Source organism: Bacteroides graminisolvens DSM 19988 = JCM 15093, assembly GCF_000428125.1.
Taxonomy (GTDB): domain Bacteria; phylum Bacteroidota; class Bacteroidia; order Bacteroidales; family Bacteroidaceae; genus Bacteroides; species Bacteroides graminisolvens.
Window position 1 is genome coordinate 552,926 of the sequence record NZ_KE386627.1, and the last position, 21,691, is coordinate 574,616.

At 40.6% G+C, this 21,691-nt stretch carries 14 protein-coding genes; 3 read left to right on the forward strand and 11 right to left on the reverse strand.

Translation table 11 applies throughout. The features are described from left to right. Positions 1-49 precede the first annotated feature (49 nt). The 8 genes from C511_RS0114780 to C511_RS0114815 form a co-directional block, all read right to left on the reverse strand. A complete protein-coding gene (locus C511_RS0114780; protein ID WP_027318347.1) occupies positions 50-3,367 on the reverse strand; it encodes an MGH1-like glycoside hydrolase domain-containing protein in 3,318 nt (1,105 codons plus the stop codon). A 21-nt stretch (positions 3,368-3,388) separates the two neighbouring features. Continuing rightward, positions 3,389-4,312 (reverse strand): glycoside hydrolase family 43 protein, encoded by a 924-nt coding sequence (locus C511_RS0114785; RefSeq protein WP_024995762.1) that lies wholly within the window; start codon positions 4,310-4,312, stop codon positions 3,389-3,391. Between the two features lie 189 nt (positions 4,313-4,501). Continuing rightward, the gene (locus C511_RS0114790) at positions 4,502-5,173 is read right to left on the reverse strand and encodes a DUF3826 domain-containing protein (RefSeq protein ID WP_024995763.1); all 672 of its coding nucleotides are present in this window, start codon (positions 5,171-5,173) and stop codon (positions 4,502-4,504) included. A gap of 17 nt (positions 5,174-5,190) precedes the next feature. Then, entirely contained in the window at positions 5,191-6,879 is a 1,689-nt protein-coding gene (locus C511_RS0114795; RefSeq protein WP_027318349.1) for a polysaccharide lyase, read from the reverse strand. A gap of 200 nt (positions 6,880-7,079) precedes the next feature. Then, complete coding sequence (locus C511_RS0114800) at positions 7,080-9,263, reverse strand: RagB/SusD family nutrient uptake outer membrane protein (RefSeq protein WP_024995764.1); 2,184 nt, start codon at positions 9,261-9,263, stop codon at positions 7,080-7,082. Between the two features lie 12 nt (positions 9,264-9,275). Beyond that, complete coding sequence (locus C511_RS0114805; protein ID WP_024995765.1) at positions 9,276-12,611, reverse strand: SusC/RagA family TonB-linked outer membrane protein; 3,336 nt, start codon at positions 12,609-12,611, stop codon at positions 9,276-9,278. A gap of 32 nt (positions 12,612-12,643) precedes the next feature. After that, positions 12,644-14,134 carry a DUF4992 family lipoprotein gene (locus C511_RS0114810; protein ID WP_024995766.1) on the reverse strand — a complete coding sequence of 497 codons (1,491 nt, stop codon included), beginning with the start codon at positions 14,132-14,134 and terminating at the stop codon, positions 12,644-12,646. Between the two features lie 58 nt (positions 14,135-14,192). After that, a complete protein-coding gene (locus C511_RS0114815) occupies positions 14,193-15,080 on the reverse strand; it encodes a sugar phosphate isomerase/epimerase family protein (RefSeq protein WP_024995767.1) in 888 nt (295 codons plus the stop codon). A 193-nt stretch (positions 15,081-15,273) separates the two neighbouring features. On the opposite strand from C511_RS0114815, the gene C511_RS0114820 reads away from it, so the two are divergent. The 3 genes from C511_RS0114820 (at position 15,274) to mtgA (ending at position 18,225) form a co-directional block, all read left to right on the forward strand. Beyond that, the gene (locus tag C511_RS0114820) at positions 15,274-16,626 is read left to right on the forward strand and encodes an MATE family efflux transporter (RefSeq protein ID WP_024995768.1); all 1,353 of its coding nucleotides are present in this window, start codon (positions 15,274-15,276) and stop codon (positions 16,624-16,626) included. Positions 16,627-16,749: 123 nt separating this feature from the next. Next, positions 16,750-17,421 carry an OmpA family protein gene (locus C511_RS0114825; RefSeq protein ID WP_024995769.1) on the forward strand — a complete coding sequence of 224 codons (672 nt, stop codon included), beginning with the start codon at positions 16,750-16,752 and terminating at the stop codon, positions 17,419-17,421. 117 nt (positions 17,422-17,538) lie between these two features. Beyond that, on the forward strand, positions 17,539-18,225 hold the full coding sequence (gene mtgA / locus C511_RS0114830) for a monofunctional biosynthetic peptidoglycan transglycosylase (RefSeq protein WP_027318351.1): 687 nt from the start codon (positions 17,539-17,541) through the stop codon (positions 18,223-18,225). An 86-nt stretch (positions 18,226-18,311) separates the two neighbouring features. On the opposite strand, the gene C511_RS0114835 is transcribed toward mtgA, so the two are convergent. The 3 genes from C511_RS0114835 to C511_RS0114845 form a co-directional block, all read right to left on the reverse strand. Further along, positions 18,312-20,087, reverse strand: coding sequence for an oxaloacetate decarboxylase (locus tag C511_RS0114835; RefSeq protein WP_024995770.1), 1,776 nt, complete (start codon positions 20,085-20,087; stop codon positions 18,312-18,314). Between the two features lie 286 nt (positions 20,088-20,373). After that, positions 20,374-20,877, reverse strand: a complete 504-nt coding sequence (locus C511_RS0114840; protein ID WP_024995771.1) for an RNA polymerase sigma factor — start codon at positions 20,875-20,877, stop codon at positions 20,374-20,376. Between the two features lie 195 nt (positions 20,878-21,072). Continuing rightward, positions 21,073-21,690, reverse strand: a complete 618-nt coding sequence (locus tag C511_RS0114845) for a trimeric intracellular cation channel family protein (protein ID WP_024995772.1) — start codon at positions 21,688-21,690, stop codon at positions 21,073-21,075. Position 21,691 lies beyond the last annotated feature (1 nt).

The following is a 21,691-nucleotide window of genomic DNA, read 5'->3' on the forward strand; positions in this document are numbered from 1 at the left end:
CGATAAAAAAACATACTATTATTTTATTGCTATAGCCCATAAATGCTGATTAGTTCAAAACATCCTTGCATACCAGTCGCTGCAAACGGTCAGATTGTCCCACCAGTTTGCCGTTCACATATACACGAAGCCCCTTGCCTGCATGATAACGAGATCCGTCCTTGTCCCAAACAATAGAAATGTTGTGGCCGTGATACAATACATTGTCCAAACAGAACCAGTTCCACTTGTCCTCCGGTATCAACGGATTCACTTCAATTGTGTTGTCTGTGCGCGGACGTAAACCTACTAAACCGGTAATCACCAAATCGTTGAAAGTAGAGTGATTGTAATAACGTGAACGCTCCTGATCACCTTTCAACCAATAGCCGGTAACTTCATCGAGATACTCACCAATATACGGACGACCACGGTGGTATTGAGATTCCACATACAACTCCATCTGACGGAAGTACACACTGTCAGTGAGCACCGTTTGCGGATAGTTATTCATAAAGTTGGCCATAGCCGTAAGCGTTTGAGCCGAAGCGAAAGGCCAGATAGCCCCATCCCACTCGCACTTGCCCACACCACGCGTACGGAACTCTGGGTGACGACGTTCGGCAGTAGTCATACCGTAAGGAGCCAAGAAACCTTTTTCGTCCATGACTTCCTTCCAAGCCACATCATGCTTGCGTGCATCGGGCAGATTGAAATACCAAGGAATGTAACCGATAGCTTCGCGCACATTGGCAGAAGAATCTGTGCGCATGGTTTCAAAGAACTGATGACGCTCGTTCCACAATTTGCCTTCAACCAACTGCTTCAAGGTATCGGCCTTCAAAGCATACTTCATGGCAATACCTTCGTTGCCAGCCAACAATCCCATGTTTGAAAGCGCTTTGGCATTACCGTACATATAGCTATTGATGGTAGGACGAGCATATTGCTTACGGCGACCGCCACTGATCGATTCTTCCATGCCGTCTTGCACATCACCCTGCCAGTACAAACCATTCTTCAGGCGGTTGGTGCTTTCCCAACGTTTGTATTCGGTATCCAAATCGGTCATCATATCGAGTAGAAAGTCTTTATCGCCATCAACCAAGAAACGGTTGTAAATGGCATCTGCATTCCATGAACTGAATTTATTCATCTTCTTCATCGGTCCGCCTTCGTTACCGCGGTACCAAGTATGTATAATCTGATCCAGATACTTCGGATCTCTCAACCAGCGACTCTCATAAATGTGGTGACCAATGGCGCAGGCAATGAGGTTATACTTATCAGCATACGAACGATTGACCAAGAATTCGGTCATTCCATAACCTGCCGGAGTGTTTTTGATGTGCTTGCGCAGACTCCACCAACGATAGTAATACATCTCTTCGAAATTCTTCTGAGGACATTCAAACAACGGAATATTCTGTTCCATCCAAGCCGATGCTTCGGAGTTAGGAATAGCCTGAGCGATGTTTTCATCTTCCATGTTATTGAAGTAATCAGCATAATGACTGAAAGTAGCATACTTCAGGAAAGCAGCGGTTGCATCCACATCGGTCGAAGAGGTTTTGAAGTTGGCCACACGGAAAGTACTCAAAGCATCTTGCGCGCCGGCATTGGGCAGGTCGTAAGTCTGATCGGCCGGTGTTTCCGGTGTAGGAAATTGTCTCAGCTCACCCGTACGGAAAGCAATTCGCTCAATAGCAGCAACAGGAGCATAGAACATACGTGTACCCGCCTTCTTTCCGTCAACAAACACCTGAATGCTTCTGTTAGCCACAGACAATAAGGCTTCAACATGGTATGTTTTGCCCGCTTCGTATTTCATGATGTTACCGAAACGCGAGCCACCCTTAGCACGCAAAACGCCATCGGCCGTCAGTTCCAAACGTGAACAGGCAATGCCGTTCTCATCAAGAAATTCAATTTGAAGTGTGCCTTTATCGTTTTGACCGGCCTGCAAATCAAAGGCTACTTTCAGTTCCTTCGTTGCAGGAATCTTGCGTTCTATTTTGGCATAATCAAACGGATCTTTGTCTTGCAACAGCAACCAGTTTTTATCGAGCGACACAGGTGCCCATACGGGAGAATAGATATTCCAATCGGTTAACTGCGACAGTTCGGCAAATTGTGAGAAATCATCATCGGCATGTGCAGCGGCCTTTAGCTTGACCGGAACCGGAATGCGTGAAACCCACATATCTTCCTTATTCACACTGTAAGCAACCCACAAATCACCGTCTTTCGGTGTGCCGTTGCCTTCCTGAATGCCGCGAACGTATTGCGGACCGTATGATTTATAGTTACCACCGTAACGCATGGGGGTAATTTCACCGTGAACCAGGTTGAGCGTGGTGTACTCCAAACCGTCTTTACTCAATGAAATAGCGAGCGGCCAACGGAATTCCGACGGGTTGTATACGGTTGCATACGTACCGTCGCTTAAACGTTGTCCCCATATTTTAGCATTGCTATTCACAAAACCTTTGGCACGCAATACCGGCTCAGCCCAGTTATTGCCTCCGTCTTCGCTGATGGAAGTCAGTGCATGCTTCCACAAACAGGCAATTTTCCCATCGGGAAGAGTATAGTAGTTAAACGCTTTGTATTCTTTGTTCAGAGGAATGATAGGATCATTGCGATCGGCCTCTTCCACCCATTGCATGCGATAAAGCGGATTATCGAGTATCTCTTGGCAAGCTTTCACAAACGCCTTATCCTTGCTTCGTTTGAAATAGGGAAAAGCGGTGTTCTTTTCATTAAAGCCGTGATTGTAGTAGATGAAGTAAATGGGTCCGTAAGTACCGTCTTTCTTTATCTCACGTACCACACGACCAATGCCGTTACCATCATTGGGATCGTCTTTTTTATCCATCGCTACGCCGTAGTTACCCATGGTGATGAGCTTACCCGATTTGGAAACATAAAACCCTACACGTTGATGCATAATAGCAATCAGGTTCTTTGCCACGTCTTGACGACCGGCTTTGGTGTATCCGTCGGGCACCTTGTACTCCGGAAATACGATTTGCGGATTGGTCCAATGATAGCCATCCTTTGAAGTCATCAGCACCGTGTGCGAAGGTGGCACGTGCTCATCAACCGGATCACACAAGTATTGATAATAAAACTGTCCGTTCCAATAAGCCAGCATCGGCTGGTGATTGTAAGTCCACCCGTTACCATTCGACGAATCGGGAAATTCACGGTTGGCACGCATAATCTGAATATTATGCACCCCCACCACCGGACTAAGTTGTCCGTCGTGATAAGCCGGGTTAGCCAGTTCGGTTCCCGTATAATGAATTTTATCCTGAGCAGAAGCAGGTAAGGCTGCCAAACAGCCCATTGCCAGAGCAAGTAAAGATTGACTGATATATTTCATGGTTTATACGTTAGGTGTTTATTACTTCTGATTTTTAATTAACCCGTCGACAATAGCTTTGGGAACCTTGCAAATGGTTCCATGCTTATGTCCCTGAGGAACACTGATGTGGGCCGTTTCGTTAGTGAAATGAATAAAATCACGTGTTTTCACGGCACCATATATCTTCTTTTTATAAACATCAAAATAAATCATATAATCATCGCCTACCTTTTCAACCGTAGGACCCTCAACAAAAGGTTCGGTGAACGCTGCAGATGCCTCGGAATAAGGTCCGTAAGGAGATGAAGCAAAGGCTATCTTCAAGTTACGGTTTGCGCGGGTATTGTCTTTTAGAACCATGACGTAATCTTTGGCAGCTCTCTTTACTATAACGGCATCAATGCTACTGAAACCGGGATCATAAAGCAATTTAGTTTCGGACACCGTATTGAAATCTTTGGTGGTAATGTAATACAGGCGATGATTGTTCTTCACCTCCTCTACTCCACGAGGGAAACGATTGGGTACGCATGATGCCCAAACAACCATGAATTGTTGCTGTTCATCATCATAAAAAATCTCGGGAGCCCATACATTAACCGTAGTCGTGTCATGAGCCATAACCGGAATCATTTTCTGCTCCGACCAGTGAATAAGGTCTTTTGAAGATGCATAACCAAAACCTAAATCGCCCTTCCAACTTGTAGTCCACACCAAATGAAATGTTCCGTCGGGCGTTTGTACCATTGACGGATCTCTCATGATCTGCTGCTTGCCAATTTCCGGTTTCAGCCACGTGCCTGCAATGCTATCCCAATGAACGCCATCAGCGCTATAGAGAAAACGCAGACCATCGGTAGCAGGTTCATGAAAAGAAGTGAAAACGTAATAGTCTTTTTCCTGTTTACAAGAAACGAACATAAACAAGAAAAATGTAATCCACAAAATGAAGGGCTTATTCATACTTGTATTTTTATCTGATTCAAATTTATTCTATTTAGTAAAAAAGACGTAGAAGTAGCCATTGTGTACTCAATTAACAAGCACGAAAGGAGATAAAAAACAGGTAAATTGATTAACGTATAAAAGAAGAAGGAGCCTCTGCATACACAGAACGCTCCTTCTTCACATAAAAAACAGAATTAAACTAAGTTATTTTTTCTGTGCCTCTTTTTCCTTGATACGTTTATACCAAGCTTCTCTCTCTTTTACGAGGTCATATCCTCTTTTTGAAAGATAGTTATTGATACGTCCTTTGTACTTGCCAAATGCTTCGTGCTTTTTGTTTGAGCTCTCAGCGTCGAGTGCAAACTCGCGTGCTTCAACTAACCAGGCATATATTTGCTCCTTCTCTTCCTGTTTCAAAGATGGAATCATATCCAAAGTTGCCGTATAGGTCACCATAACGACACCGAAGGTAATACCGTCTTTCACCTGCTCAATTTGCTTTTCATTGAGGAACAATGAAAGGTTAGCAGGGAAAGCAAAGTGCGAGCGATACAAAGCTGCATCTTTCTCAAACTCAGCAGCGCTAAGCGCTTCCTGCTTCGCCGTACCGGTAATTCCCGACTCTTTAATTTGCTTTACTTTAGCATCACGTTTTTCGTAAATGTCATTCAGCTCAAAGTAACGGTTCGCAATGATGTTGCAAACCTCTTGCTGAACTGTTTTATCAGCGATACCAAGCTTGTCGACAATCTTCTGCGATCTGCCAACGATAGATTCCACATATTTAGGATCACGGTTTTGCTTATCCAAATCAATAGCCTGAGCCGAAGCCACAGCTACGAAAAGGAAGCAAAAGAAAAGGTGAATTACTTTCATTTTCATCGGGTTTGTCATTACATTAATTTACCTTTCTTAGCCAATGTATCGTAGTTGTTCTTCAGGTTTGTCCAGTCAACTTTCTTCTTTGTGCTGATACCATTGATGTATTTTTCAATGTTCGTGTATCCGTCGCCGGTGCAATCTTTAACTGCATCTGAAGGATCGTTCGGGTTCAGCCCATTGGCTTTTTCCCATGCATCGGGCATTCCGTCACCATCAGTATCCACATAAGGAGTACCTTTGTATTCGGGATAACCACCCACCTGACTGATGTCAGTAATGATACCTTGCTTATAAGAGTCGTTAGGCAAACGACGATGCTCGAATTGGTAGAATGAGTTAGGATCCAAACCTTCTACGTAATAAGGTTTGCCGGTTTCAACTTCTTCAACTATTCTTTCATCAACGATGTCACGGCTTGGTATGGTAGCTCCTACATTCTTCAACACATACTTATAAGCATCTTTGGCAGGCATAATAGTTAAGTGAGGCATTGGGAAAGGCTCATTCCACTTCATATTCTCAGTGTAACCATCTGTATTTGCTTGCTCCTGAACCTGAATACCACCAGCCCAGTTGTCTTTAGTAATAGCATCATAGCCTTCCATGATATTACCGCTGGCATATACACGGCCAAACACATAATATCCCAATTTGCTACGACCCGATTCCGGTTTCAAAATACGGTGCCCCACAGGCGTGTTTTTCGGAGTCAACGGACCCGGTTTGAAGTAGTTATTAATCATGTTGTAAAGTGCGGTATAGTCACCACCATCAACCGAACGGTGCACCCAATTATAGGTTACATTGTTCACGAAGTTAAACACACCGTTCCAACCAATTGACGGGTTACGTCCGGCATTGCTTGCCCAAAGGTTACGCATGAAAGAACAATTCTCTCCTCCCAACGTGCTACCAAATGCATGGTTGTAAGTATCGAGTGCTTTTGCAGAGATCGTATTCTGTATAGTTACGTTCACTGTAGGCAACTTCAGGTCTTTGTAATCGGCACCCGGACTGAACATGTGACGATAGAATGAGATGTTTTCATCCAATCCCCAAGTACATGAACAGTGGTCAATCATAATGTTACCCACCGGGTTACCACCAAATGCATCGTCACGACGACCTACATTGGTTTCTCCTCTGCGGAAACGCATGTGACGTACCACAACATCGTGTGTGTTTACCCAGAATGACTCACCTGCAATACAAACACCATCACCCGGAGCTGTTTGTCCGGCAATAGTAATATAAGGTGCGCGTACAATAATAGGTGTTTTTAAACGGATGATACCCGAAACATTAAAGACAACAATACGTGCTCCACCTGTTTCGCAAGCCTCACGGAAAGATCCGGGTCCACGGTCATTCAAATTGGTAACTGTAATCACTTTACCTCCACGGCCTCCGAAGCTGAACATACCACCACCTTCGGCACCGGGGAAAGAAGGTATTTTAGCCTGAGGAAGATCAGTTGGTCTTGCTGCCCAAGGAATATAAGGTTTTCCTTCTTTTGCTTCTTTTTCGATAGTAGGAAGAGCCTTTTCCCAAGCTTCGTCAGAAAGTTTGTACTCTTCATCCATCCTTTTCTTCACAGCCTCTTTCACCTCTTTCGGTTCCTGAGGATACTGTGCCTTAACTACGCTGACCGGCGCCATCAAAGCAATGGCACAAATCGCAAAAATCCATCTTTTTCTCATATTTTCAGTATTGAGTTTTTAGTTCACTTATTTATTAGACTATTTTTAGGGAGATTTGTAATCGGTGACGAGGAGTTTTTTTATTATTTAATGAATCAGAAGGTAGTATTAATCGGCAAACATATAATGGAAAAAGGACTGGGAACTTCTTACAAAGTTTCCCAATCCTTTTCTATTCACTTAATGATTCTAATCTAAAATTATTCTGCCAGCGGGTCAAATGTTCCGTTTGCTCCAGCATTGTTATAATCTTCCCAACCAATAGTTTGCAACAAGTCTTTATTGCTATTCTGTGCCCCTTGTGCAAAACCTAAGAAGTAATACTTCGGATAGAATTGCATAGTCAAATCAACATGATTTTGATCACGAGCATCACCCTTCTTTAACTTACGAACTAACTTACTTGCATAAAACTCTTTCAATTGTTCAAGCTGAGTAGTCAGTTCTTTGCGGTAATCAACGGCAGCAGGACGAGTTACGCCTGCCACAACCAATGGGTCTGAAACTTTCGTCGTACCACCGAGTCCATAAGAATCCTGTACACGGAATTCCATATTTTCACGGCGTTGGCCATTCAGAGGTTTGAACCCTAAGTAAGTACATGTATTACCACCCCAGCCAGTCAAGGTCCATGTGCTAGGAGCTCCATTAGCTTGGCTAATACCACCATCAAACAACATCCAGCGACGAAGGTCATCAAAACGTTTTCCTTCGTAAGCCAACTCTATTTGACGTTCATAAAGAACTGCCGACATACAAGCGGCCTGATCTGCAGCCAAATCAGTTTGCAATCCATAATTATTAGCAGCCGTATAGCCCGCGCGAGCACGAATTTTCTGCAACTGCTCAACAGCCTCACTCATGTGACCGGATCCGCAAGCTGCTTCGGCATAATTAAGCAATACTTCCGCATAGCGAATTTCAAGGTAAGGAGCTGCAGAATAAGCAAAACCGCCATTGTTATCGGTTGCAGCCCAATTGTATAGCGAACTTGTATTTACATCTAAATCATCGGAGCGTTTACGTACATAAAGTCCTTTCTTATTGGATAATAAATTATCTGCTCCATAAGAATTACCACTTTCAGCATTTCCCTGATCATCAAGGTTGGTATACCATACATAGTTCCATAATTCATAGTTTTTTCCACTATCGTATGAAGGATTGTCAGAATTCGCTTGAGTAGGATCACCTGAGTAAGCCCAACGCACACCAGGGAATGCAAACGTACGATAAAAACGTGGGTCACGATTCATAAACGGATAATTTTCATCGTAAGTATACTCTGAACCTTCTAACTTATTATACGTATTAGTAAGCGCAGGTTTCTTTCCGTCAGCCATTGGGAACATATCTACCATCATGGCAGAAGCTTCCTTGCCACTTCCCGTTGAGTTCTTAGGACGTATACCACGTTCCCAATTGTTATTCTTTTGGCCATCTCCACTCTGTACTGTATTGAAAAGAGTTGCAAATACAGCTTCAGAGCTCTTTACGGTTGAAAATAAAGCTGCAAAATCAGATCCATTCACATTATTGCTTGTTTGGTACAAACCATAACCACACGCATTAAGAACCGGTATTGATTTCTTTATTTCTTCATAAGCGGTATTCCAACGAGTAACGTCATTAGCTCTGTTGAACATAGGGCTTGCCCAAAGCAACAAAACGCGTCCTTTTAGGGCCAAAGCAGTACCGGAAGTTACACGGCCCCAGTCTTCACTTGATGACCAGCCACCATTGATAGTTGCTGCAGATAACATTTCAGCCGATTTATCTAAGTCTTCACAAATGAACTCAATACATGCTTTTGCTGAAGAGCGAGGAACAACTGAAGATTCAACGGGTTCCAAAACATCCTTCACAATAGGTACACCACCATACCATTTTACTAAATTATAGTAACACCATGCACGAAAAAAATAAACTTGTCCTAACAACTTATCTTTTTCTTCTTGTGATAATGCACCCTCAGTAATACCCCTGATTACATCATTGATGTTACGAATGCGTCCCCATACAGAAGCCTGAATGTTGTTTGCCTGATTATGGAAGAAATCTTGTACTTTAGTTCCACCCATAACCGTCATTTCAGCCTGTGGATTTACAAATGCTCCAAAGCCACTATATTCCTCCGTTGATTTTGATTGATCATCGGCATTACCGGTACAGTTATATTTCCAGTTTGCATCAGAATTGGGATCGGGTAATGACCAGGAATAGACATCACTCACACGGGCATTAGCTCCGCTAAAATAATCATAGATCCCAGTATTCACATTATCATAGTTCTTTTTATCTTCTAAGAAGCTGTCGCTACAGGAAGATAGAACAAAAGCTGAAATCAGAACCTGACTAAGTAATTTTATATTATTTCTTTTCATTATCAACTTCGTTTAAAATGTAAGATTAACACCTATAGTAATTTTTCTTAGTGTAGGATAGCTTCCGTAACTATACATTGGATCAATGAAATTATCCGGATATGGATTGTACAGACTTAATAAATTCTGTCCTGTTACGTTAAATCGACAGCTCTGAACACCTACAATTTTAGTATACTTTGAAGGAATAGCATAAGCCAATGTGACACGATTCAATTGTACCCGAGTACCACTTACTCTCCAGAATGTAGATGCTACACTGTTAACATCTGAATAATTCAAATTAGGTAACTTTGCATCACGATTAGCAGCCATCACCATATTACCTGAGCCATCATAGATATCGTTGTAAACAAACATATCATCTGGATTCCAGAAGGAAGGCATGTTTGTATATTCAATACCAGTGCCAGGTTTCAGCGCAGCCGTAGGAATCATACTATATCCTCCCCAACTTGCATTGATTTGGGCTGTTATTGAAAGGCCTTTCCACTCAGCACTTAAATTAGTAGTGAACCCATAAGGATTAGAACGATTGGACAAATGAACCTGATCATTTTCACTATCAACTATACCGTCTGGACCAGCGTATGACCCATCAGATTGTTGAGCCCCACGAACATCCTTATATATTAACATTCCAGGAAGAACGTTATCTTTTGTTCTTCCCATGTAAGAAGTTATATTGTATTTTGCGAAATACTCTTCAATATCTTGAAAACTACGGAACATACCAATACACTGCATACCCCATGTTCCTATATCAGAACGATGATTTTTGGTAATTTTACGATAAACATTTTGAGTATCCCAGTCCATTACAAGTACTTTATTATCAGTATAACCAGTATTGATACCAATCTTGTATTTGAAGTCTTTTCCTATCTTATCTCTCCACGTAGCAGATAATTCGACACCGTAATTATCCATTTCACCCAAATTAGTTGCGGCTGACTGAGTTCCAACAATACCCGGAATAGATTGAGAAATATTCATCAACATTTCACGGTTCTGTACATAATAGGCATCCAAATTCAATGCTAAACGATTATTCAAAGTTGTTAAATCAACACCGAAGTTAGCTTTATACGATTTATCCCAATGAACATCCCGATTAACAGCTGAATTGTTTTTATTTATAGTAATACGATTTTTTGTACCATCACTAATATTAGTACCAAACATAGGACCTTTATTAGCATCCTGAGCATACACCTGCATCCATTGCCAAGCATAAGTATTATCACGACCAGTTAAACCAAATGAAGCACGTACTTTTAAATAATCTACCCACTTAAATCTCTCCATCCATTTTTCTTGTGAAATAATCCATCCCAAAGAAGCAGAAGGAAACAACCCCCAATAATTTTCAGGTGCAAACTTAGTTGACGAATCAGAACGTAATAACACTTCAAGCAAATACCTATCAGCATAAGCATAATTTAAACGTCCGATGTATGACATAGTGCCAGACTCTGAACGAGTAAATACAGTAGTCATCGTATTTGCTTCAGCCGAGTTCGATTGACCGGTTGTAAACTCATAAGGATCAGACACACTTCCTCTTAGGAATTCACTTTCTGCCTCAGACTTTTCGATGGAGAATAACCCACCTACATGGTGTGCGCCAAAATTACGTGAATAAGATGCAGTAAAGTTTACCTGATAGTTATCAGTACGATTCATATCACGCCATAAATAAGAAGGTGATCCGTTAGATATGGTCGTACTACGAAAATTGCTTTCTGAAATGATATTATCGTAATTTTGACCGGCAACTGGCGTATACAAGTGAGAACCACTACCCGAACGATTAACCAAGGTGTAAATAGTATAATCAGAACCATATTGATTATTCTTATCCGAGTTTATACTCTTAGAATAAGAGAATTTGAGTTTCAATCCTTTCAATATCTCATTCCAACCAAAATCATATTCTACACTACCGTTAACATTCATATTTGAAGTCATATTACGGCTGTAGTCACCTGAATTTTGTAGTACCGAATATGAATAGTTTTGATTATCGTTTGCTTCAGCATTACTAATACCATAAGCTACAATAGGTTTACCATTTACCTCCTCCGGTATGTAATAAGGACGGGTTAGCAATAAGTTATAATCTTTTTCATCACTTGTACCGCCGACTTTCACGTTCGGCGTATTCTTTTTTCCATAATCACCTGCAACTGTCAGGTTTGCTTTTAGCCATTTGCTAACCTTAACGTCAACACCGGCACGGTAGTTCCAACGATTATAATCAAGTTTTCCTAAGTTACCATCTTGAGTGAAGTATGAAATATCAGCAAAGTAGTTTGCTTTTTCTGTTGCTCCACTAATGTTAACACCGTGCTTCATAGTGAATGCAGTCTTCCAGTATTTATCAAGCAAATCATAGTTCAGACCCTTCATGGCTTCTAATTCATCCGCTTGGTACAAATCATCTTTACGACTTATAGGTATGGCCTTTTTAGGGTCAGCGTCAGTTATGGCATTATATAGTCTACCATAATTATATGCACTCAACATCTTAGGACGAGACACTTCATCGGCAATACCGAAGGTTCCGCTATATGAAATTTGAGGCGCCCCCAATTGTCCTTTTTTGGTTGTAACAAGAATTACACCATTTGCAGCACGAGCTCCGTACACTGCTGCGGCTGCATCCTTTAGCACAGATATACTTTCAATTACCGAAGGATCAAGGTTATTGAAAGCTGTGGCTCCCAAATTCTGAGTGGAATTACCGATCTTTACGTCATTGGGGTAGATATAACCATCAATTACATACAAAGGTTCTTGAGAATCACTGCCTATTTCACTGAGAGAGCTAGTATCACGAATGTAAATACGGGCATTCTCACCCGGACGAGATTGTCCACCACTAACACTTAAACCATTCACCATACCGCTCAATGAAGAAGCTAAGCCACCGCCTGACAAGTCTTGAATGTCATCCATTGGAACGGTTGCAATAGCTCCCGTTAAATGTGCTTTCTTTTGGGTTCCATAACCAACCACTACAACTTCATCCAGTAATTGTGCATCTTCTTTTAAGATGATCGTTGTCTTTTTCAAATCAGAAATCTTTTGTGGAGCGTACCCAACAAAAGTTACTTCTACAACTTTACCCTCAGGAACTTGCAAAGAGAACTTACCATCAAAATCAGTAATCACACCGATGGTTGTACCTACGACTTTTACAGCCGCTCCAATAACAGGTTGTTCCGTTTCATCAAGAACAACTCCTTTATACGTTTGGGTTTTCTGTGCGTAAGCAGATAAAGTCATGACAAACATCAGCAAAACACCCAACCACATTTTGTTTATACTATTATTATATTTCATTATTATAGCATTAATATTTGTAGTTCATATAATTATTCTCCATACCAACGAGGATCACCACTCTTGTATTTAAGAGCGACAGGGCCTGCCGGTGTGAAATTAACGCCACCATTGTCTTGTGACAAATCAAATGCAGTGTTTATTGGTCCGACAAACTGCGGATCTTCTAGAATAGCATAATAATTACCACTTGCATCTTTTTTAGTTGTATCACTTGAGTCTACAGTCTTTAAAACGCCAAATATCGTATTACCTTCTGTGTATATTTTACCCTGAGAAGATAATAATTTATTTAATCGGTATGTGTCGTAGAATATATTATGATGAACGTTAAATACCAATGTATTAGTATTTGCCAAATTGTTAGCAAAATCTTTACCATTCATCGTCTTACTAAATGTATTATAGGAAATATCAAAAGTAGAAGAGTTACCCGAGTTACCAAAAATCTTCTTGGGCTGAGCATTACTTGAATTACTATAACGAATAAAGTAAGCAGAACTATTATCACTTAGATTATAGAAAGTGCTGTTTTTAATTTTCAGTTCCTTAATAAGACCGTTGCTTGCTCCTTGTAGGTTAATAACAGGATTAGAACCTGAGTTATCGAGTTGTACAATACAGTCGGTAATTCTAAAGTCACGCAAACTCCAGTTTTTAGCATTACCATAAAGGAAACTATTTTTTAGATTTTTAAAATTACACTCTTGAAAAATAACAGGATTTTCAATAACATAACCGCTTTGATTAGCGCCATCAGCAATGTAGCCTAACGTGGTAGTTGAAATCGTTTCAGAAGGAGTGCCACTTAATGTAAGGATTCCGATCTGAGTCATTTCCGTACAATCGAAATTAATAAATTTCACTTTCAAACCACCTTGAGTCATCAAACCACCTGAAGGGCCAACAATAACAGTCGGTCTGTTTGTTTTATCGCCACGGAAAGTAACTGTATTCAAATCAAAATCAACAAGACCATTCAATGTATAAGTTTTACCAGCTAAAAGCTCAAATCCCTGTTCTTGCGTACTTGATTGCAAGTTAGCCATAATATACTCGGCTATATCTGTTCCCTCCGGGATAGTAACCGCAGGCACCAAAGTAGAATAAGCATACACAGTGGCCGATGTTGCTTCCTTATTATTCAAGTTATCATTACCTAAGGCTTTTACGCTAACTTGATACTTGGTATCTTCCAATTTGTCAAAGATAACAGAACAGCCATCAACGATACTATCTTTTACTAATATTACAGGGTTAGAAGGATCATCTACAATACTTAGGTTAAACAAATAACCTCCGGCACCATAAACAACAGGCCATGTAATTTTAACACTCTCTGATCCATCTAAATGAAGCAGTGTTGAAAAACAATTCTCATTGATTTCGGGTGATTCCAATTGAGCATTTGTCACACCTCCCGAAAATCGTTCGTTATCATCAATGCCATTAGCACAAGAAACAACAAAGAGAAACATCAACAGGCAACAGAGATTACCTAGATTTTTAAATTTACTCTTCATAATTCATAGATTAAATTTTAAATTAAACAAATTATTAACAACTTTACTTTTCATATTATTATTTAAAAATGCATTTCAAGTATTCAACGTTCATTCCGTAATTCCTCTTTACGTTATGCACATCTTTAGTATCACGTGATCTTTCAACCACCAACCAACCGTTCCACTTCATTCGATCGAGCGTTCGTTTTACTTTAGCCATATCCAAACGAGTATTGTTTTTCAGTAACACACCATCGGTATCGGTACAATGAATCTGGCAGATATTATCTTTGCCTAACAATTGAAGTTCATTATATAAATTCCGACCATTCACAAGAGCATTTTGAAAATTATAGTATATCTTAATTCCCTTGGAATTGATTTCACGCAGCAAAGCTAATTCATTTTTAGCATCAAGCGAAGTCTCTATACCTATTACGAGTCCTTCTTTCCATGCCATATCACCCACACGCTTAAGTCTTTTTACGAGTTCAGGACGTATTTCCGGGCGTTTATTCAGATCGCACTGAACTCCCAAAGGTAAGAAAGCCACTTTGGCACCCATCACTTTCATCGTATTAAGGCAATCGGCTACCAAATCAACATAGTTGGTCCTGTCAACGAATGATTGAGCGTAAAAACCCGACATAGCGATTGAAGGCACTTCTAATTTATATTCTTTTGCCTTATCATTAAAAAGTACCTGAAAATGAGATTGCCTCAATTTATTATCGAATGAATCTCGCTTTCCGAGTCCTCCCATATCAAGTTCAACGCCGTCTGCTCCAAGGCCCTTTACCAATTCAAAGATACCTATTTTCTGACGCTTCAGAACCATCCAATCACATACAGCAATTTTATACGGGCGTACACTTCTCTTTTTTGAGTTAGAGAGTGTACCCGCTTCCACAGCTAAACCGAAAAAGAGATAAAGCACTAGTAACAAGGCAAATCGGGCTTTCATCTTCTTAAATTTATATTAGTTGTTTTTAGAGTTTCATTAGTTATGACGAATACCTTTTTATTATGTAATCACTTAAGGTGAAAAACTTATAAAAAAAAATAGATTGGTATAAAACATTAATTTAACTACCTTTGCAGGCATTTCAAAAACACTCTCATAAAGCAATACTCGAGAGTGTAGTACAAGCACTTATATGAATACAGGAATAAAGAATCTGACTCAGGGCCCCATACGAAGCCAATTGTTCAATTTGGCAATGCCTATTATGGCTACTTCATTCATTCAAATGGCATATAGCCTGACTGACATGGCATGGGTAGGCCGAATTGGTAGTGAAGCAGCAGCAGCTGTTGGAGCAGTGGGAATCCTTATTTGGATGTCGAGTTCCATCGCCTTATTAAATAAGGTAGGATCTGAAGTCAGTGTTGGGCAGTCAATTGGAGCCCAAAACTTTGATGACGCCAGAAAGTTTGCCAGTCATAATATCTCCATAGCATTAATTATATCAGTCATTTGGGGAACTATACTTTTTGGAGGGGCCCATTTCATTATTCAAATTTATGAGTTGGAAGCAAGCATTTCAGAAAATGCCGTCTCGTACCTGCGGATTGTCTCCACTGCATTACCATTCACTTTTCTCTCTGCTGCATTTACGGGAATTTATAACGCAGCCGGAAGAAGTAAAATACCTTTTTATATAAGTGGAACTGGGTTAATTCTTAATATCGCGCTCGATCCCTTATTTATTTTCGGGTTACGGTTAGGGACTAACGGAGCGGCTTATGCCACTTGGATTGCTCAAGGATTTGTTTTCCTACTTTTCGTATATCAATTAAGGTATAAGAACAGACTATTTGGTTACTTTCCCTTTATATGTAAACTCCAGAAGAAATATACCCAACGAATTTTAAAATTAGGTTTACCGGTAGCAGGCTTTAATACGTTATTCGCTTTTGTAAATATGTTCCTGGGCCGTACCGCATCGGCGGTGGGTGGCCATATCGGATTAATGTCGTTGACTACAGGCGGACAGATTGAGGCAATCACCTGGAATACTTCACAAGGATTTTCGACAGGATTAGGTGCATTCATTGCTCAGAATTATGCAGCCGGACAAACTCACCGCGTAGTTAAAGCTTGGCATACAACTCTTTGGATGACATTTATATTCGGGACATTCTGCACCTTGCTTTTTATCTGTTTCGGTAAAGAGGTATTCTCAGTCTTCGTTCCGGAACCCAAAGCATACCTGGCCGGAGGAGAATATCTTCTCATCATGGGATATTCACAGTTATTTATGATGCTTGAAATTACCATGCAAGGCGTTTTTTACGGAATAGGAAAAACGATACCTCCCGCAATAATCAGCATTGCACTCAATTATTTGCGAATTCCACTCGCAATCTTTTTAGTTAAGCAAGGAATGGGAGTCAATGGTATATGGTGGGCCATCAGCATTACAAGTATCTTAAAAGGGTTAATATTAACGGTTTGGTTTATTCTTATAAAGCACAAAGTAATATACAATGTATCTACCTGCAAATGAACACATTACACAAATTAGCCTTATAAAGACAAATTTGTTTTATTCATAATTGTCCCGGAATCAAAAACTATTTATATCTTTGTATTGTTTTAGACCTAAACAAAACATGTAAAATCAACAAGTATGAAAAAGATTAAATTTTTAGCATTATTCTTAAGTGCAGCTTTAGTATTTGGTAGCTGCGGTACAAGTAACACAGTTAAAGGCGGAGCAATTGGTGCCGGTTCGGGTGCAGCATTAGGTGCTATCATCGGTGGTATTGCCGGTAAAGGTAAAGGTGCACTCATTGGAGCAGCAATTGGAACGGCAGTAGGTGGCACAGCCGGAGCTCTTATTGGTCGCAAGATGGATAAGAATGCCGCAGAAGCTGCTAAAATTGAAGGAGCAAATGTTGAGAAGATCACTGATGCTAACGGTTTAAGTGCAGTCAAAGTAACCTTTGAATCAGGTATACTTTTCGGATTCAACTCATCAACTTTAAGTGCTTCATCTAAAAGTTCATTGAGTGAATTTGCCGGTATATTGAAAGCTGATCCTACTTTGGATATTGCCATTATCGGTCACACTGATAAAGTTGGTACCTACGAAGCTAATCAAACTGTTTCAACCAAACGTGCACAAGCAGTGAAAAATTACCTGCAATCTTGCGGAGTTTCCTCCTCACAATTTAAAAGTGTTGAAGGCGTTGGTTATTCACAATACAACGAAGCTCAAAGTGCAGAACAAAATCGTCGTGTAGAAATCTACATGTATGCTAGTGAACAGATGATTAAGAACGCAGAGGCTGGTAGATAATCTACTACGCAGTATCGTGCAAAAATAAAGATTTCACAAACTATTCAATTGAAAAATCAGTTGGCATGGTTTGTGAAATCTCTTTTTAAGTACAGTTAATCTCAAAGCAAAACAAGTATGACTTTCAAAAAGGTTATCCGCGTACTGCGCAACATTTTGATTTTCTTCTTCTTGTCTACCATTTTTGCAGTGGTAGCTTACAAATACATTCCCGTATACGTAACTCCACTAATGATAATAAGGTGTGGAGAACAAATGATTGACGGAGAGAAGCCAATACTCAGACACAAATGGGTGCCAATAGAAAAAATATCCAAGCATCTGCCAATGGCCGTCATAGCATCGGAAGACAACCGGTTTCCTACGCACAACGGCTTCGATATGATTGAAATAAAAAAGGCCATGAAAGAAAACGAAACCCGCAGAAAGAAAAGGGGAGCCAGCACCATTAGCCAGCAAACAGCCAAGAATGTTTTCTTATGGCCGCGTTCCTCATGGATTAGAAAAGGATTTGAAGTCTACTTTACAGCGCTCATAGAGCTAGCATGGTCCAAAGAGCGAATCATGGAAGTTTATCTCAATTCCATTGAAATGGGCAAAGGTATTTATGGTGCAGAAGCTGCCGCCCAATATAAATTCAACACGAAGGCAGCTAGGCTGAGCAAAGGCCAATGTGCTTTGATAGCCGCAACCCTCCCCAACCCTATCCGTTTTAATTCGACCAATCCGTCTTCCTATATTCTCAGAAGGCAACAGCAAATATTACGTCTCATGCGTTTGCTGCCTCCTTTTCCTGAGAAGTGAAAAGTATATGCTTGCAAACCCCAAATAAAAAAAGGCAATGATTTGATTCACTGCCTTTTTTTATTTTATCAAATGATACTCTCTTCTTATGAAGCAAGATCTGTTCTTTCAATGTAAGCAAGCACATCTCCCTTATTCACAATACTGCCTTGCTTAGCACAAACCTCAATAATACGTCCTTTAAAGTTAGCCAGCATTTTATCATGCGTACCCCACGGGGTAGAGATATAACAGAATGTTTCTTCCGGGTTGTATACCTTTCCTACAGATGGAGCTAAAGAAGCTGATTCAACATCAATTTCCCAAATTACGCGCCCTTTTTCGAGAGCAGTAATAGGTTCAGCCTTAGAACGTTTAAACTTACGAACCTCTTCTTCTGAGAACCCTTTGGAAGCCAATGCAGCATCTTTGGCACGTTGCAACTCTTCTTCGAAGCGTTTCTTTGCAACACCAGATTTGTAGTCGCGGTATTGACGATCATGCATTGCCAATTCAAACAATTCCTCATCGTCTTCTCCTGATTCCCAACCATTCTCCTTCATTTCAGCTCTATACGCATCCAGCTGATCGGGGAAGTTAGTTTGCGGATCTTCGTCAGTAAACTGCAATCCCTTCTCTTTGGCCAGTTCAATGATTTCAGGTGCTAATGCTCCTGGAAGTTTTCCACTCTTACCCAAAATCATGTCCCACGTATTATTATCAATCATACTCCAGCGCGGTTCCTCTTTGACTTGCGACATAATGTTCATCAGCGCTACGTTCTTCACGTACTGACTGAAAGGAGTTACCAAAGGAGGATAACCAAGCTTAGGCCATACGTATTCAACTTCTTCGAAAAGCATAACCAGCAAGTCGTCGAGTGTTAACTTCGGTTTGTTCTTACTTCTCAAAATCATGTTGATCCCTGCATGAACGCCTTTAAGGTCGGCCATCATAGATCCCATCATACCACCGGGCAAACCACACGTCAAAAGTAAAGAAGACATGTGTTTGTTGGTTGCATCCATGAAATAACCCAAGAAATCATCAATGAACTCTTGCGTCATTGAACGAGCTTTCATGTAAGCCTTCATGTTGATTTCAGGAACCTGGAACCCTTTGTCCTTTAGCATAGCCTGAACAGATATCACATCCGAGTGTACTTTACCCCATGATAAAGGTTCCATAGCCACGTCGATAATGTCGGCACCATTTTCGCAAACTTCCAGAATAGAAGCCATAGAGAGTCCGGGACCCGAATGACCGTGATACTGAATAATCACTTCCGGATGTTTTTCCTTAATGGTTCGAGTCAACTGTCCCAGCATGCCCGGGCGACCAATTCCTGCCATGTCTTTCAAACAGATTTCGGGAGCACCGGCTTCGATAAGCTGGTTGGCAATGGCTGCATAATACTCCACTGTGTGAACGGGCGAGAAAGTGATGCAAAGAGTTGCCTGAGGAATCATGCCTGCTGCAAGTGCATACTTAATAGAAGGAATGATGTTTCTGACTTCATTCAGCCCACAGAAGATACGGGTGATATCTACTCCCTGAGCTTTTTTAACCTTATACATCAGTTTACGTACGTCGGCCGGAACCGGGTACATGCGCAAGCCGTTAAGACCACGATCAAGCATGTGAGTCTGAATGCCTGCTTCATTAAAAAATTTAGTAAACTGACGAACTGCTTTATTAGGATTTTCTCCGTAAAGCAGGTTCACCTGTTCAAAAGCTCCTCCATTCGTCTCTACGCGGGCAAAACAACCCATCTCGACGATCAATGGAGCAATACGTACCAACTGATCTACACGCGGTTGATACTTTCCTGAAGACTGCCACATGTCGCGGTAGACCAGGCTGAATTTAATCTCCTTTTTCATTTGCTTTAGGTTAAAGGGTGTACTCTATAAATTGGTTAGTTTTCTGGTACAAAGTTACGAAAAGAAGATAACATATTGATAACTAAAAAAGGTATATTTTGTATATTATACGAATATTTTATCAGATTGACAAGTCGACTAAGCAATTAGGGCATTTATTGAGAAAAAAGGCATTTAAACGGCCTCATTATTGCATGGATTCAAAAAAGCAGCCGACAAATTTGCCGGCTGCTTCAACTATAAAAACTATTTATTTACTTAAAACCTATGAGAGATGTCGTTGGTGTTACACAAAGTCTTTAAGCTCTTGCTGCAATCTCTGACGGGTAAAGAATATGCGACTCTTCACCGTACCCAAAGGCAGATCGAGTTTTTCGGCAATTTCCCTATACTTAAATCCGGCCACGTGCATTGAGAAAGGAACCTTATACTCTTTAGGTAATGCATTTACTATGCGATGCATTTCTTTTAGATCGTAAGCTCCTTCAGTGCTTTCGAATCCGGAATCTTGTGGTAAATTCAGGTGATACAAGTTATCGGTCTGGTCAACGTACGTCTGATCGCGTACAATCTTACGATAGTTATTGATAAAGATGTTACGCATGATGGTGTACATCCAACCTTTAAAGTTTGTATCCGGTATATACTTGTCTTCATTATCTAATGCCTTTAATGAAGTCTCTTGCAACAAATCATTTGCTTCTTCGCGATTGGCAGTTAATTTATATGCAAAGCGAAGCAATTCTTCCTGAATTCCTATTAAATCTTTTTTGAAGCTTAAACTTTTCATACTTTGCTGTTTTTATAAGTGAATATTATGTTGTTGATTCTCTGAATGCAAGTATAAAACTTTTTGCTAAGAAAAGCAAGGGAAAATCCATCTTTATTTAGGGTGAAAACTAACAAAAAACAGTTTTCAGGTGCTATTTGTCAGCCTTCGGGTGTAGAAACATCAAAATGGAGCTTCATTTACGTGAACATTTGTTTAGTCAACATCAGTTCCTTTTAAAATCGGGAGACAAATTTTGTATTTAACGGCCAGTATGCGAACCACAAAAACACTTAATCCGCTCAATATTTGTGTTAAAATGAGGTCTAAACCGGCATAATCACAAACCGAATAAGTCAGTCCCCCAATCACACATGCAATGGCGTAAATCTCCTTTCTAAAAATCAAAGGAATCTCATTAATAAAGACATCACGAATCACACCGCCGGCCGCACCCGTAATGCTACCCATAATAATGGCCACCCAGAAAGGATAGCCCAACGCAAGAGTCTTGCCTACTCCTACTACAGTAAAAAGAGCCAGACCGATGCTATCGAACAAAAAGAAAGTATTGTGAAGATGAATCAGCAGCTTTCCGAAGAAGATAACCCAAAGCAAAGCCAGAGCCGAACAAATAAGATAAACCGGGTCTGTCATCCAGAAAGGAGTTACATCTAACAACACATCACGAATAGTACCGCCGCCAATGGCAGTGGCCAATCCTACTACATAAGCCCCAAACCAGTCAAACTGTTTGGCGGAAGCCAGGCGAATGCCGCTTATAGCAAAGGCAAACGTCCCTATAAATTCTATTACTTGAACAAATGTTGGCATA